Source organism: Pseudomonas sp. QL9 (assembly GCF_041409665.1).
In the GTDB taxonomy this organism is placed as follows: Bacteria; Pseudomonadota; Gammaproteobacteria; order Pseudomonadales; family Pseudomonadaceae; genus Pseudomonas; species Pseudomonas knackmussii.
On the sequence record NZ_CP166971.1, the window covers coordinates 2,685,888 to 2,700,417 of the forward strand.

The 14,530-nt window shown below is 66.6% G+C and carries 13 protein-coding genes; 10 read left to right on the top strand and 3 right to left on the bottom strand.

What is annotated here, in order from left to right:
- Positions 1-7: 7 nt before the first annotated feature.
- The 4 genes from ACA097_RS12730 (at position 8) to ACA097_RS12745 (ending at position 3,510) form a co-directional block, all read left to right on the top strand.
- Positions 8-433 carry a F0F1 ATP synthase subunit epsilon gene (locus ACA097_RS12730; RefSeq protein WP_043256720.1) on the top strand — a complete coding sequence of 142 codons (426 nt, stop codon included), beginning with the start codon at positions 8-10 and terminating at the stop codon, positions 431-433.
- 135 nt (positions 434-568) lie between these two features.
- Entirely contained in the window at positions 569-1,936 is a 1,368-nt protein-coding gene (gene glmU, locus ACA097_RS12735) for a bifunctional UDP-N-acetylglucosamine diphosphorylase/glucosamine-1-phosphate N-acetyltransferase GlmU (protein WP_371370317.1), read from the top strand.
- Positions 1,937-2,095: 159 nt separating this feature from the next.
- Positions 2,096-2,683: a MarC family protein gene (locus tag ACA097_RS12740; RefSeq protein WP_043256716.1), complete on the top strand. Its 588-nt coding sequence runs from the start codon at positions 2,096-2,098 to the stop codon at positions 2,681-2,683.
- A gap of 11 nt (positions 2,684-2,694) precedes the next feature.
- Positions 2,695-3,510: an N-acetylmuramoyl-L-alanine amidase gene (locus ACA097_RS12745; protein WP_371370318.1), complete on the top strand. Its 816-nt coding sequence runs from the start codon at positions 2,695-2,697 to the stop codon at positions 3,508-3,510.
- Here the strand turns inward: ACA097_RS12745 and ACA097_RS12750 are convergent.
- Both ACA097_RS12750 and algB read right to left on the bottom strand, forming a co-directional pair.
- Positions 3,489-5,276: an ATP-binding protein gene (locus ACA097_RS12750; protein WP_371370319.1), complete on the bottom strand. Its 1,788-nt coding sequence runs from the start codon at positions 5,274-5,276 to the stop codon at positions 3,489-3,491. The two genes, ACA097_RS12745 and ACA097_RS12750, sit on opposite strands and share 22 nt — an antisense overlap.
- On the bottom strand, positions 5,273-6,619 hold the full coding sequence (gene algB / locus ACA097_RS12755) for a sigma-54-dependent response regulator transcription factor AlgB (RefSeq protein WP_371370320.1): 1,347 nt from the start codon (positions 6,617-6,619) through the stop codon (positions 5,273-5,275). Before algB ends, ACA097_RS12750 begins: the two co-directional genes overlap by 4 nt.
- A 357-nt stretch (positions 6,620-6,976) precedes the next feature.
- On the opposite strand from algB, the gene ACA097_RS12760 reads away from it, so the two are divergent.
- The 6 genes from ACA097_RS12760 to ACA097_RS12785 all read left to right on the top strand — a co-directional run bounded on the left by ACA097_RS12760 (position 6,977) and on the right by ACA097_RS12785 (position 13,062).
- Complete coding sequence (locus ACA097_RS12760) at positions 6,977-7,216, top strand: hypothetical protein (RefSeq protein WP_371370321.1); 240 nt, start codon at positions 6,977-6,979, stop codon at positions 7,214-7,216.
- A 37-nt stretch (positions 7,217-7,253) separates the two neighbouring features.
- Entirely contained in the window at positions 7,254-7,415 is a 162-nt protein-coding gene (locus ACA097_RS12765; RefSeq protein ID WP_043256709.1) for a DUF1328 domain-containing protein, read from the top strand.
- Between the two features lie 641 nt (positions 7,416-8,056).
- Positions 8,057-9,391 (top strand): glutamate/aspartate:proton symporter GltP, encoded by a 1,335-nt coding sequence (gltP, locus tag ACA097_RS12770; RefSeq protein ID WP_371370322.1) that lies wholly within the window; start codon positions 8,057-8,059, stop codon positions 9,389-9,391.
- A gap of 260 nt (positions 9,392-9,651) precedes the next feature.
- Complete coding sequence (locus tag ACA097_RS12775; RefSeq protein WP_371370323.1) at positions 9,652-10,881, top strand: nucleoside recognition domain-containing protein; 1,230 nt, start codon at positions 9,652-9,654, stop codon at positions 10,879-10,881.
- A 216-nt stretch (positions 10,882-11,097) separates the two neighbouring features.
- Complete coding sequence (locus ACA097_RS12780) at positions 11,098-12,387, top strand: MFS transporter (protein ID WP_043256704.1); 1,290 nt, start codon at positions 11,098-11,100, stop codon at positions 12,385-12,387.
- 120 nt (positions 12,388-12,507) lie between these two features.
- A complete protein-coding gene (locus tag ACA097_RS12785) occupies positions 12,508-13,062 on the top strand; it encodes a GNAT family N-acetyltransferase (RefSeq protein WP_043256703.1) in 555 nt (184 codons plus the stop codon).
- Here the strand turns inward: ACA097_RS12785 and ACA097_RS12790 are convergent.
- The gene (locus ACA097_RS12790) at positions 13,059-14,450 is read right to left on the bottom strand and encodes a M16 family metallopeptidase (protein WP_371370324.1); all 1,392 of its coding nucleotides are present in this window, start codon (positions 14,448-14,450) and stop codon (positions 13,059-13,061) included. The genes ACA097_RS12785 and ACA097_RS12790 overlap by 4 nt on opposite strands.
- Between the last annotated feature and the right edge of the window lie 80 nt (positions 14,451-14,530).

The window sequence follows — 14,530 nt, forward strand, 5'->3', positions numbered from 1 at the left end:
CAAGGGTATGGCTATTACTGTCCATTGCGACATCGTCAGCGCCGAAGCGGAGATCTACTCCGGTCTGGTCGAGCTGGTCGTCGCGCACGGTTCGCTGGGTGATCTGGGTATCGCTCCGGGCCACGCGCCGCTGATCACCGAGCTCAAGCCGGGTCCGATCCGCATCGTCAAGCAGGGCGGCGAGCAGGAGGTGTACTACATCTCCGGCGGCTTCCTCGAAGTACAGCCGAGCATGGTGAAGGTCCTGGCCGACACTGTGATCCGCGCTGGCGACCTCGACGAAGCAGCTGCTCAGACCGCACTGAAGGAAGCTGAGAAGGCTCTGAACGCCAAGGGCGCAGAGTTCGACTACAGCGCCGCTGCAGCCCGCCTGTCCGAAGCCGCAGCCCAGCTGCGCACGGTCCAGCAGGTTCGCAAGAAGTTCGGCGGCTAAGCCGGATCGCGAATCCCTCCCACCGCTTTGGCAACGAAGCGGTTGCCGAGGGTTCAGCGACCTAGGGGAAAAGGGTAGCCTTGGCTACCCTTTTTCTTTTTCCACTCCATGGTTTTCCAGGACGGTTCAACTCCCATGTCCCTCGAGATCGTCATCCTCGCCGCTGGCCAGGGCACGCGCATGCGTTCCGCCCTGCCGAAAGTCCTCCACCCGGTCGCCGGCAAGCCCATGCTGGCCCACGTGATCGATACCGCGCGGACCCTGGCGCCTCAGCGCATCCACGTGGTGATCGGCCATGGCGCCGAGAAAGTGCGCGAGCAACTGCAGGCCGATGACCTGAATTTCGTGGTCCAGGAGCAGCAGCTCGGCACCGGCCACGCGGTGGCCCAGGCTGCACCCTTCCTCAGCGCCGACCGCGTGCTGATCCTCTACGGCGACGTGCCGCTGATCGAGCAGCCGACCCTGGTGCGTCTTCTTGAACAGGCCAGCGCCGAGCAGCTCGCGCTGCTGACCGTGACGCTGGACGATCCGACCGGCTACGGCCGCATCATCCGCGGCGCCGACGGCGAGGTCGCCGCCATCGTCGAGCAGAAGGACGCCAGCCCCGAGCAGCGCGCCATCCGCGAAGGCAATACCGGCATCCTCTGCGTGCCGCGTGCGCGCCTGGAAGGCTGGCTGGGCCGGCTGTCGAACAGCAACGCCCAGGGTGAGTACTACCTCACCGATGTCATCGCCATGGCCGTCGGCGATGGTCTGCGCGTGGCTACTGCACAACCGGCGGCAGCCATGGAAGTCCAGGGTGCCAACGATCGCATCCAGCTCGCCGAGCTCGAGCGCTTCTACCAGCAGCGTATCGCTCGCCGCCTGATGGCCCAGGGTGTGACCCTGCTGGACCCGGCACGCTTCGACGTGCGTGGGGAGGTGAACGTCGGCCGTGACGTGCTGATCGATGTGAACGTGATTCTCGAAGGCCGTGTGGATATCGAGGACAACGTGCAGATCGGCCCGAACTGTGTGATCAAGAACAGCACCCTGCGCCGTGGCGCGATCATCAAGGCCAACAGCCACCTGGAAGGTGCGGATGTCGGCGCCGGCAGCGATGTAGGTCCGTTCGCCCGCCTGCGCCCGGGCAGCGTCCTGCGCGACCAGGTGCATGTGGGTAACTTCGTCGAGCTGAAGAACGCGCTGCTCCACGACGGGGTGAAGGTCGGCCACCTGACCTATCTCGGCGACAGCGACGTCGGTGCGCGCACCAACATCGGCGCCGGCACCATCACCTGCAACTACGACGGCGCCAACAAGTGGCGCACCGTGATCGGCGAAGACGTCTTCATCGGCTCCAACAACTCCCTGGTCGCGCCTGTGGATATCCGTGCCGGGGCCACGACTGGCGCGGGCTCCACCATCACCGCCGAAGTCCCGGAGAAGGCCCTCGCGGTCGGCCGAGCCAAGCAGCGGGTGATCGAGGGCTGGAAACGCCCGGAGAAGATCAAGAAATCCTGATGGCTTGTGGATAAACCAACGTCCACACTCAACGGGTGCCTGCGGAGGAAATCATCCACAGGCATTCGCGGCCTTCTCGTCCGCAGCTGATCTATCCACAGGGACGAATCCGACCGAGGCGCCCAGGCGCCATCTATCCAACTCCTGGAGTTATCCACAATGCTCGGCGTAGCCGTCCTGATCTTTCTGATCACCGACCCCTTTGGCAACATCGCGGTCTTTCTCGCCGCCCTCAAGTCGGTACCGGCGGAGCGTCGGCTCAAGGTCGCGCTGCGCGAGCTGCTGCTCGCCCTCGGCCTGCTGCTGCTGTTCCTGACCCTCGGCGAACACATCCTCACCGGGCTGGGCCTGACCCGCGAGGCGACCGGCATCGCCGGCGGCATCATCCTCTTCGTGGTCGCCATGCGCCTGATCTTCCCGACGCCGCAGGGCGTGCTCGGCGACATGCCGGACAGCGAGCCGCTGCTGGTTCCGCTCGCCACCCCGGCGGTGGCAGGCCCTTCAGCGCTGGCAATGCTGATCACCCTGCGGACCACCTACAACGGACCGCTGTGGGAGCTGTACCTGGCGGTAGTCCTGGCCTGGGCGGCGACTGCGGCCATACTCCTGCAGGCGTCCTTCCTGCAGCGCTTCCTCGGTCCGCGCGGGCTGACCGCGGTGGAACGCCTCGCGGGCATGCTGCTGATCATGCTGAGCGTCAACATGCTGCTGCAGAACCTGCGCAGCGTGCTGCACATCACCGGCTAAGCGGAGTCGCCATGCGCCACCTGTGCCTGATCCTCGCCAGCCTGCTGCTGGCTGCCTGCGCCGGCAAGGGCGGCCTGCAGATCGACCGCGAACATCCCTCGCGCAACCAGGACAGCCGCGTCCAGTACGTGATCATCCACTACACCTCGACCGACCTCGAGCGCTCGCTGAAGATCCTGACCCAGGGCGATGTGAGCGCGCATTACCTGATCGGCGCCAACCCGCCGACCATCTACCAGCTGGTCGACGAGAACCGCCGCGCGTGGCACGCAGGGCAGAGCGAATGGCAGGGGCGGACCTGGCTGAACTCCACGTCCATCGGTATCGAGCTGGTCAACCCGGGCTACATCGACGGGCCCAATGGGCGCACCTGGGGAGCTTATCCACAGGGCCAGATCGATGCGCTGATCCTGCTGCTCAAGGACATCGTCAAACGCCAGGGCATCGCTCCCGAACACATTCTCGGGCACAGCGACATCGCGCCCCAGCGCAAGGTCGATCCGGGCCCTGCGTTCCCCTGGAAGCGCCTGGCGGATGCCGGCTTGATCCCCTGGCCGCAACAGGCTGACGTGCAGCGCCACCTGGCCGACTTGAACGGCCAGTTGCCGCCACCCGGCTGGTTCCAGCAACAACTGGCGCGCCAGGGTTATGCAGTGCCGCTCGATGGCGTACTGAACCAGGCCACGCGCAACGTCATCGCGGCCTTCCAGATGCGCTACCGCCCGCAGCGCTTCGACGGCGAGCCGGATCTGGAAACCGCCGCACTACTGCTCGCGGTACCCACCTCGCTGCCGGCGCCAGCCGTTCAGACCGGCAGCAGCATGTAGATGCGCGTGCCGGCGCCCGGCTGGGATTGCACGCCGATGCGCCCGCCGTGCAGTTGCACGATCTCCTTGCACAGCGCCAGGCCAAGCCCGGCGCCGCCGCTGCGCGTGCCGACCTGGACGAAGGGCTCGAAGATGCGGGCCTGCTGGCTGTAGGCGATGCCTTCGCCGCTGTCCTCGACCGCCAGGCTCAGGTACTTGTCCTGGCGCTGCGCGAGCAGGCGGACCCGGCCGCCCGCCGGGGTGTGGCGCAACGCGTTGACCAGCAGGTTGTCGAGCACCCGCTCCAGGCGCAGCCGATCGCCTTCCAGCAGCGGCAGGTTGGGCGCCAGCTCCACCTGGAGCGAGATTCCCTGAGCGTCGGCCCGCGCGGCGAAGCGCTGGCGCGCCTGTTCGAGCAGCTCGCCGGGATTGCAGGGCTCGCGCTCCAGCTTCTGCTGGCCTTCCTGGTAGCGCGAGAAGTTCAGCAGGTCGTCGATCAGCCGGACCAGGCGCTGCATTTCCTCGTCGACGGTATCGGCCAGCTCGCGCTCGCGTCCGCCCTCCGGCAGCTGCAGGCGCTCGCGCAGCAGTGCGAAGGCCATGTGCAGGCCCGTCACCGGGGTGCGTAGCTCGTGAGAGGCGCGCAGCACGAATTCGCTGCGCACACGTTCGAAGGCCCGGCTGTCGGTTACATCGCGCAGCACCAGCACTGCACCCATGTTGCGGCCGTCGTCGTGGGTGACCGGGACCAGCGTCCAGGCCAGCAGGCGGCTTTCTCCGGAGATCTGCACCTCCAGGTCAGCCGATGACTCGGCAAGAGTCTCGCCGCGCAGCACCAGGCCAGTGGCCTGCAGCAGCTCCGGGTTATCCACAAGCTCCCCGAGCAGGCGGCCGTGCGGGTCGCTCTGCGAGAACAGCTGGCGGCTGGCGACCGGGTTGGCGTGCTCGATGCGGCTGCGCCGGTCGAGGATCACCAGGCCATCGTCGATGCTGTCGAGAACCGCCTGCAGGCGTCGCTGGCCGGCCATCACAGCCTCGATGTTGGTCGCCTTGTAGTCGGCCAGGGCCTGAGCCATGAGGCCGAAGCGCCGGCTTAGCGAGGCCATCTCGGCGACCTTGGAAAGCGGCAGCTTCACCTTGAAATCACCCTTGCCGATCTGGTCGGCGGCCTGCGCCAGTGCCTCGATGGGCGCGCCGAAACGGCGGGCGATGCCGTGGGCGGTGACGAAGCCGATCAGCAGCACGGCCAGCCCGACCAGCCCGAGCAGGCCGGAGATCAGCCAGGCATGCTGGCGCGAACGCTGCTCGGCGTCGCTGATCGTCTGCATGGCGTGGCTATGCAGGGCCAACAGGTACTGGTGCAGGGCGTTGAAGGCGCGGCTGAAGCTGCTGTCTTCCACGAGGTTGAAGCGACTGTTGCGGGAGCTTTTGACCTGATCGAGGAAACGCTGGTTGGCCAGGTCGATGCGCTCGTAAAGCGCCCGTTCGACGTCGTTCTCCGCTTTTTGCCGACCTTCATTGAGATAGTCGGCGAAGGCCTTGCGCTGGATGGCCAGGCGTTCCGCGCTGGCGCTGTCGCTGAGGAGTTGGGCGAGTTGCTCGTCCAGCGCCTGGCGCAACTGTTCGCTGCTGCGCACGATGGCGAAGTTGTGCGCGATCACCCGTTCCTGTTCGCGGCCCAGCAGCATCACGCTGAACACCCCGAGCAGCAGCCCGATCAGGGCCAGGGTGATCAGCGCCGAGATGCTCAGGAACATCCGCGAGCGCAGGCTGGGCGGGCGTTTCACAGGTTGTACTGCTTGCGTTTGCGGTACAGCGTGGAGGCGTCGATGCCGAGGGTCTTGGCGGCCTGGTCGAGGGTCGGGCTGCTGGCCATCACCGAGGCGATGTGGGCTTTTTCCAGCTCTTCCAGGCTCAGCGCTTCACCGACCCGCGGCAGGTTGCTGCCGGTGTGTTCGCCCAGGCCCAGGTGCTCGGGCTGCACCAGCTCCTCATTGCAGATGATGCTCGCGCGTTCCACCACGTTGCGCAGTTCGCGCACGTTGCCTGGCCAGGCGTATTGGCGCAGCAGCGCCTGCGCTTCAGGGGCGTAGCCGCGTGCCGGGCGGCCGTAGTCGCGGACGAACTGGGCGAGGAAGCGCTCGGCGAGGTCGGGGATGTCCTCGGCGCGCTCGCGCAGCGGCGGCAGGTTGAGGACGATGACGTTGAGGCGGTAGAGCAGGTCCTCGCGGAACAGGCCCTGGGCGACCATGCCGGCCAGGTCGCGGTTGGTCGCGGCGAGGATGCGCACGTCGGCGCGGCGGGTAACGGGGTCGCCGACACGCTCGTATTCCTTGTCCTGGATGAAGCGCAGCAGCTTGGCCTGCAGCGGCAGCGGGAAGTCGCCGATCTCGTCGAGGAAGAGTGTGCCGCCGTCGGCCTGGCTGACCCGTCCCAGGGTACTTTCGCTGGCGCCGGTGAAGGCGCCGCGGCTGTGGCCGAACAGCTCGCTTTCCATCAGATCGGCGCTCAGCGACGGGCAGTTGATGGTGACGAAGGCCTTCTTCGCGCGCTTGCTCCAGCCGTGGATGGCGCGCGCCAGCTCGCCCTTGCCCGAGCCGGACTCGCCGAGCACGAGGATGTTGGCATCGGTGGCCGCCACCTGCCGCGCGGTTTCCAGCACCGCGGTCATCGCCGGGCTGTGCGATTCCAGCTGTCCGCCCTGGCCGGCCTGGGCGCCCTCCAGCACTTCCAGGCGCGCGGTCAGCTGGCGCAGCTCCAGTTGCTTGGCTGCGGCCATGCGCAGTTGCTCCGGGCTGCACGGCTTCACCAGATAATCGGCGGCGCCGGCCTGCATGGCGTCGACCGCGGTATCCACAGCGGAATGCGCGGTGACTATCACCACGCGCATCCAGGGCGTCTGCAGGCGCATCTGCGCCAGCAGGTCGAGCCCGCTGTCATCGCCCAGGCGCAGGTCGAGGAAGCACAGGTCGAACACCTGGCGCTGCAGCAGCGTTTCGGCCTGCGCGCTGCTGCTGGCGGTGGCCACGGCATAGCCGCTGTCCTCCAGGCAGTAACGGAAGGTGCGCAGGATGGCGGGTTCGTCATCGACCAACAGGATTCGGCCTGACTGCTCGGTGGTGGGCTCCATGCGGTTACGTCCTCGCTCTCAGCGTCTAATTAGGAATCTGCGCATTTAGTCCAGGAAATTTCCTGCAAGTTGCAAGGAAACAGTGAAGCCCCTGGCAAGGACGGTTGTGCGGGCCATACGCCGGACGGCATGTCTGGCTCCATCGAGGTCATCGTGCAAAACGCCCGGCCCGACGCCTTGCATCGTGCAGGATGCGGGCCTCATGCAACCCTGGATATATTGCAAGTGATTGATTAGTAAGAGTTAAGCGAGAAGTCGGTATCTGGCACGGTGCATGCGAGGAAGGATCGGACAGGGTTTTCCGGGAGCGTTCCCACCGCTCCGGCCCATCACGACTTCGTCGGGAGGAATGCGCAGATGAACGGCCATGAATCGCCAACCGATCCGCGGGGCAGGCTGCTTTTGGCTGGCTTCGCGCTGGCGCTGCTGCTGGGCGGGGTATATCCGTCCGCGCCGGCGCAGCCGGTCGAGACGCTGACGCCCATGCCTTTCGCTGCCGCCGCGCCCACTTCGCGCGAACAGTGGGCGGCGCCGGCTGAAAACATCGGCAGCCAGGCTTCGGCCCACCCGCCGCGCCTGGAGCGCTGGGTGTTCTGAACCGACGAGTTCCGCCACGCCATAAAGGAGAAACGCCATGCTGAGCTGGGCACTGACCTTCCTGATCATCGCCATCATCGCCGGGGTTCTCGGCTTCGGCGGCATCGCCGGGGCCGCGACCAGTATCGCGAAGATTCTCTTCGTGCTGTTCCTGGTGCTCTTCGTGTTGTCCTTCATCGCCGGCCGCCGGCGCGGCTGACCAAGAGTCGCTGGCGCGGGACTATCACACCGCGCCGAGCGGGCTGCGTCGCCGCTTCGCCCGACCACGGGCGGGGCTTGGCCAGGGGGCCGGGAGGCTGGGGGAGCAGTGGAACCGCAGCCACCCAGGGGTACAGGGAGTACCTCCGCAGAGGGCCGGGTCAGGTGAAAAGGCCGCGACGGGGCGGCTGCCTTGCACAGGCTTCGCCCCGGAGGGCCGGCTTTACCGGCGGTCCGAAAGGCGCCGCCGACCTCGTATCCGTCTGATTTCGATCAATGCCAGGGCGAGTCTCAACCCTTCTACTGGGTGAGGTTTCGGCACCGGTCGGGTGCCGTTATCCGCCGGGTCCGTCCCGTTGGCATTCGTTTCCCTGCATCCATGCGAGCCGCCTGGCACGCCGTTTTCCGCCCTATGCGCGGATGATCAGGTGGGTGCGACGTCATGCCCGACATGAAGGTTCCAACCAGCTGGAACCCTCGTTCCGTTTGTCTTTTTCCATGCCGATTCGGCATGGGCTAGTCGTTTCCGGCATTAGACGTCGGGGGAGGCGCTGGGAATCATGCGCCCCTTTTTTCGCGCCCCCGGCCAACCCGGCGGGCAGCGGAACCCCCGACTTCCACAAGAACCAAGGGTGACTACACATGGGCAAAGCCAAGCTCAGCCTCGCCTGGCAGATCGTCATCGGTCTGCTCCTGGGCATCGCCGTCGGCGCCGCGCTGAACCACTTCAGCGCAGACAAGGCCTGGTGGATCAGCAATATCCTGCAACCGGCGGGCGACATCTTCATCCGCCTGATCAAGATGATCGTCGTACCGATCGTCATCTCCTCGCTGGTGGTCGGCATCGCCGGCATGGGCGACGCGAAGAAGCTCGGGCGCGTCGGCCTGAAGACCATCGTCTACTTCGAGATCATCACCACCGTCGCCATCGTCGTCGGTCTGCTGCTGGCCAACCTGTTCCAGCCCGGCGCCGGCATCGACATGAGCACCCTCGGCACTGTGGATATCTCCAAGTACGCGCAGACCGCCAAGGAAGTCGAGCACCACCACGCGTTCATCGAGACCATCCTCAACCTGATCCCGTCGAACATCTTCGCCGCCATGGCGCGCGGCGAGATGCTGCCGATCATCTTCTTCTCGGTGATGTTCGGCCTGGGCCTGTCCTCGCTGCCGGCGCCGACCCGCGAGCCGCTGGTGAAGATGTTCCAGGGCGTGGCCGAGGCGATGTTCCGTGTGACCCACATGATCATGCTCTACGCCCCGGTCGGGGTGTTCGCGCTGATCGCCGTGACCGTCGCCAGCTTCGGCTTCGCCTCGCTGCTGCCGCTGGCCAAGCTGGTGCTGCTGGTGTACTTCGCCATCGCCTTCTTCGCCTTCATGGTGCTGGGCCTGGTGGCGCGGCTGTTCGGCTTCTCGATCATCAAGCTGATGCGCATCTTCAAGGACGAACTGGTCCTGGCGTACTCCACCGCCAGCTCGGAAACCGTGCTGCCGCGCATCATCGAGAAGATGGAGGCCTACGGCGCGCCCAAGGCGGTGAGCAGCTTCGTGGTGCCCACCGGCTACTCCTTCAACCTCGACGGCTCGACCCTTTACCAGAGCATCGCGGCGATCTTCATCGCCCAGCTCTACGGCATCGACTTGTCGATCAGCCAGCAATTGCTGCTGGTGCTGACCCTGATGGTGACCTCCAAGGGCATCGCCGGAGTGCCGGGGGTGTCCTTCGTGGTGCTGCTGGCGACCCTGGGCAGCGTCGGCATCCCGCTGGAAGGCCTGGCCTTCATCGCCGGCGTCGACCGCATCATGGACATGGCGCGCACCGCGCTGAACGTGATCGGCAACGCCCTGGCGGTGCTGGTCATCGCCAAGTGGGAAGGCATCTATGACGGCAAGCAGGGCGAGCTCTACTGGCAGGCGGTGGAGCAGGGCCGTGGCGAGGATCTGCTGAACGAAGCCAAGGCTGCCAGCGCGCACTGATTCGTAGCCGGTGGGCGCGGACCTTGTCCGCGCATCGCGGATAAATCCGCTCCTACAGGGTGACGCCGAACTCAGCCGCTGACTTGTGTAGGAGCGAGCTTGCTCGCGAACAGCCCCGGCGCGAGGTCATTCGCGAGCAAGCTCGCTCCTACGAAAAGCAGCATCGCCAAGGCCCCGTCAGCGTCCGGGGCCTTGGCGTTTCTGGTCGCGGCCGACGCGCGCCGCTATCATCCCCGGCCAACATCCTCGGGGGGATTCCCATGCTCAATGGCCTCTGGCTCGGCTTCTTCGTGGTCGCGGCGGTCACCGCGCTGTCGCGCTGGCTGCTCGGTGGTGACGCCGGCGTGTTCGCCGCCATGGTCGAGAGCCTGTTCGCCATGGCCAAGCTGTCGGTCGAGGTGATGATCCTGCTGTTCGGCACCCTGACCCTGTGGCTGGGCTTCCTGCGCATCGCCGAGAAGGCCGGCCTGGTCGAGGGCCTGGCGCGCCTGCTCGGCCCGCTGTTCCGCCGGCTGATGCCGGAGGTGCCGGCCGGGCACCCGGCGATCGGCCTGATCACCCTGAACTTCGCCGCCAACGGCCTGGGGCTGGACAATGCCGCCACGCCGATCGGCCTCAAGGCAATGAAGGCGCTGCAGGAGCTCAACCCCAGCAGCACCACCGCGAGCAACGCGCAGATTCTCTTCCTGGTGCTCAACGCCTCGTCGTTGACCCTGCTGCCGGTGACGATCTTCATGTACCGCGCGCAGCAGGGCGCGGTCGATCCGACGCTGGTGTTCCTGCCGATCCTCCTGGCCACCAGCGCCTCGACGCTGACCGGCCTGCTCTCGGTGGCCCTCATGCAGCGCCTGCGCCTGTGGGACCCGGTGGTGCTCGCCTACCTGATCCCCGGCGCCCTCGGCCTGGGTGCCTTCATGGCCTTGCTCGCCGGGCTTTCGGCCACGGCGCTGGCGCAGCTCTCCTCGCTGCTGGGCAACCTCACGCTGTTCGGCCTGATCCTGGCCTTCTTGGTGCTCGGCTGGCTACGCAAGGTGCCGGTCTACGAAACCTTCGTGGAAGGCGCCAAGGAAGGTTTCGACGTCGCGAAGAACCTGCTGCCGTACCTGGTCGCGATGCTCTGCGCCGTTGGCGTGCTGCGTGCTTCGGGCGCGCTGGAGCTGGTCCTCGATGGCATCCGCTGGGTGGTCCTGCACATGGGCTGGGACACGCGCTTCGTCGAGGCGCTGCCCACCGCGCTGGTCAAGCCGTTCTCCGGCAGCGCCGCGCGCGCCATGCTGCTGGAAACCATGCACAGCCAGGGTGTGGACAGTTTCCCCGGTCGCCTGGCAGCGGTGATGCAGGGCAGCACCGAGACCACCTTCTACGTGCTGGCGGTGTATTTCGGCTCGGTCGGCATCCAGCGTGCGCGCCATGCCGTGGGTTGTGCGCTTCTGGCCGACCTCGCCGGCGTCCTGGCGTCCATCGCGGTCTGCTACTGGTTCTTCGGCTGAGTTCGAATTCGAATTTTCTGGTTCGGGTCAAATACATCCGACGAGCTGTCGCGAAGCTTTCACGAGGCTTTCAAACCCTTGTATTTCGGGCCTTTCGGCGATTTTCCGATTGCTCTCCGGGAGTTTTTACACATAGGGTTACAAATATCTTCCCGGCCGCTGCCCCGATCCTTCGCGCTCGGGAAGGACCCCGTGTCTGCCTGAGTGGTGCTTCCAATGGCTTCCAACAATTCCAAGGCCAAAGCCGTTTTCCGTGTGGTCAGCGGCAACTTCCTCGAGATGTACGACTTCATGGTGTATGGCTTCTACGCCACCGCCATCGCCAAGACCTTCTTCCCCGGCGACAACGCCTTCGCCTCGCTGATGCTGTCGCTGGCCACCTTCGGCGCCGGCTTCCTGATGCGTCCGCTGGGCGCCATCTTCCTCGGCGCCTACATCGACCGCCATGGCCGTCGCCAGGGCCTGATCATCACCCTCGGGCTGATGGCCATGGGCACCCTGCTGATCGCCTTCGTGCCGGGCTATTCCACCCTCGGCGTGGTGGCGCCGATTCTGGTGCTGGTCGGCCGCCTGCTGCAGGGCTTCTCGGCTGGCGTCGAGCTGGGCGGGGTGTCGGTGTACCTGGCGGAGATCGCCACCCCCGGCAAGCGCGGCTTCTTCGTCAGTTGGCAGTCCGCCAGCCAGCAGGTGGCGGTGGTCTTCGCCGGGCTGCTGGGGGTGATCCTCAACCACTGGCTGAGCCCCGAGCAGATGGGCGAGTGGGGCTGGCGCGTGCCGTTCTTCGTCGGCTGCATGATCGTCCCGGCACTGTTCATCATCCGTCGCTCGCTCGAAGAGACCGAAGCCTTCCAGAAGCGCAAGCACCATCCGAGCCTGGGCGAAGTGCTGCGCTCCATCGGCCAGAACTTTGGCCTGGTGCTGGCCGGCACCGCCATGGTGGTGATGACCACCGTGTCCTTCTACCTGATCACCGCGTACACCCCGACCTTCGGCAAGAACGAGCTGCACCTGTCGGACTTCGACAGCTTGCTGGTGACCATGTGCATCGGCCTGTCGAACTTCATCTGGCTGCCGGTCATGGGCGCGCTGTCCGACCGCATCGGCCGTCGTCCTCTGCTGATCGCCGCGACCAGCCTGGCGCTGCTGACCGCCTACCCGGCGCTGTCCTGGTTGGTCGCCGAGCCGAGCTTCGCGCGCCTGCTGATGGTCGAGCTGTGGCTGTCGTTCCTCTACGGCAGCTACAACGGCGCCATGGTGGTGGCGCTGACCGAGGTGATGCCGGCCGACGTGCGCACCACCGGCTTCTCCCTGGCCTACAGCCTGGCCACCGCGACTTTCGGCGGCTTCACGCCGGCGGTCTGCACCTGGCTTATCCACAGCCTGGACAACAAGGCGGCGCCCGGCCTGTGGCTGAGCGGCGCGGCGCTGTTCGGCCTGGTGGCCACCCTGGTGCTGTTCCGCCGTGGCGGCCGTGCGCTGCCCGGCGGCGCCCTGGCTGGCGCCTGAGTCAGCCCTGCGACAAATCGTCCCTGGCGCCTCCGGGCGCCAGTTGACCCCCGTCAAGGGAGGCCGGATGGGGAAGAGAGAGGATGCGCCATCCCTTTCTGTTCTCTCTGGAGACGAGCCATGTCCACCCACCTGCAGTCCGAAGCGGCGGCCCTTGCCGCTGCCGGCCACGACCACTGGATCGAAACGCTGGAAGACGGCAGCCACGTGCTGATCCGTCCGCTGCGCAGCGAGGATCGCGAGCTGGAACGCGCCTTCCTCGAGCGCCTGTCGCCCCTGACCCGCAAGCTGCGTTTCCACGCCGTGGTGAAGATCAGCGATGCGCTGCTCGATAGCCTGATGGACGTCGACTACCAGCAGAACATGGCTTTCATCGCGCTTGCCCATGTCGATGGCGAGCTGCGCGAAGTCGGCATCAGCCGTTATGCGGCGGGCGAAGCCAGCGGCCAATGCGAATGCGCCCTCACCGTAGCGGACGAGTGGAAGCGCCGCGGTCTGGAGCAGGTGCTGATGCGCCGGCTGATCGAAGTGGCGCGGCGTAACGGTTTCAGCGAGATGTACAGCGTCGACCAGGCCATCGACCGCGACATGCGCGACCTCGCCCGCGAGCTGGGCTTCTGTGCACAGCTCGATCCGGACGACGCCACCCGCGTGGTGCGCCGCCTGGAGCTCTAAGCGGTTTTGTCGTCGCGGCGGCGAACGCGCAGCAGGGCGAAGCCCAGGGGCGCGAGCAGGAGTAGCGCCGCCGCGGCGCCGAGCGGATAGACCATATCGTCGTCCAGCAGTGGACGTTCGATGCGCAGGTAGCCGTCGCCCTTGAACAGCTCGCGCGCCGCCGCGTTGGCCTGTTGCAGGCTGACCTGGGCCAGGCGCCGGTCTTCGTTGGGAAAGCGTTCGCCGTCGTAGTCGCCCAGCGCGCCCCAGTAGTAGTCGGCCAGGCTCGCATTGCTCGGCGTGCTCCAGGCCAGCTGCGCCCGCGCCACGCGCTGGATGCGGGCGAAGCGCGCCGGGTCCAGGCCGTGCTCGCGGATGTTGTCGAGCAACTGGCGCATGGCCTGGACGGTGGCGTCCTGGTCTTCCCGTGCGATGTCTGCATTGAGGCTGAGGAAACCCTGGTTGGCGTAGGCCGCGCGCTCGCTCCAGGGGCCGTAGGACAGGCCGTGGTGGACGCGCAGCTCGCTGTACAGCAGGTCGCTCAGATAGGCCTGCAGCAGGTCGAGGGCGGCGCCGTCGGCTTCCTCAGGTTCCGGATAGATCCAATGCACCACCGCCCCCTCGCCGAACAACCCGGTGTTGAGGGTGCGCATGGCTGCGGCCGGGCCCTTCATGCTCGGCAGCTCGCGGCGTTCCGGCGTCGCGTGGTCGGGCAGGCTGCCGAAGGTGCGGTTGAGGTAGGCGGGCAGGCGCGGGTCGAGGTCGCCGACCACGATCAGGGTCATGTTGCTCGGCACGTACCAGTCGCTGCGCAGCTTCTCCAGCTGTGTCTGGGTCAACTGCGCCACCTCGGGCCGCTCAGTGCAGGCCAGGCCGAGTTCCACGGCCAGTTGTTCCTGTCCGGGCCGGCTGGTGTTCTGGTGGTCGAGGAACCGCTGCAGGTGCGAGTAGTGCCCACCGTCCTCGCGCACCAGCACCTGCTTGGTGGCTGCGATCTTGGCGGCGTCCAGGCGGGTGCGGGTGAGCACTTCCAGCAGCAGGTCGAGGACCTGGCGCTGGGTGGCGGCCGGCGCCTCGATGACGAAGGTGGTGTCGCCCTCGCTGGTATAGGCGTTCCACTGGCCGCCCAGGGCCTGCATGCGGGCTTCGAGGTCGGCTTCGTCGCCGCCGTTCAGGCCGCTGAAGAACAGGTGCTCCATCAGGTGCGGGAGCTGGCGGTCCTGGCAGGAGAAGTCGGAGAAGCCGACGCCGACCACCAGGCGGATCGACACCGAGCCGCTCTGCGAAGTGGGCTTGAACAGCACACCCATGCCGTTCTGCAACTGGTAGCCCTCGACCGCCGCGCGTGGGTCGGCGCCTGCCCGGGAAAGGAGCAGCAGCAGGAACAGAGGGACGAACAACCAACGCATGGAACCGGGCCCGGCGAAGCAAAGCCACGAGAATAGCGGATTGGTCCGCATCTACCTACCCGTGGGGCGCCGGCCGGCGA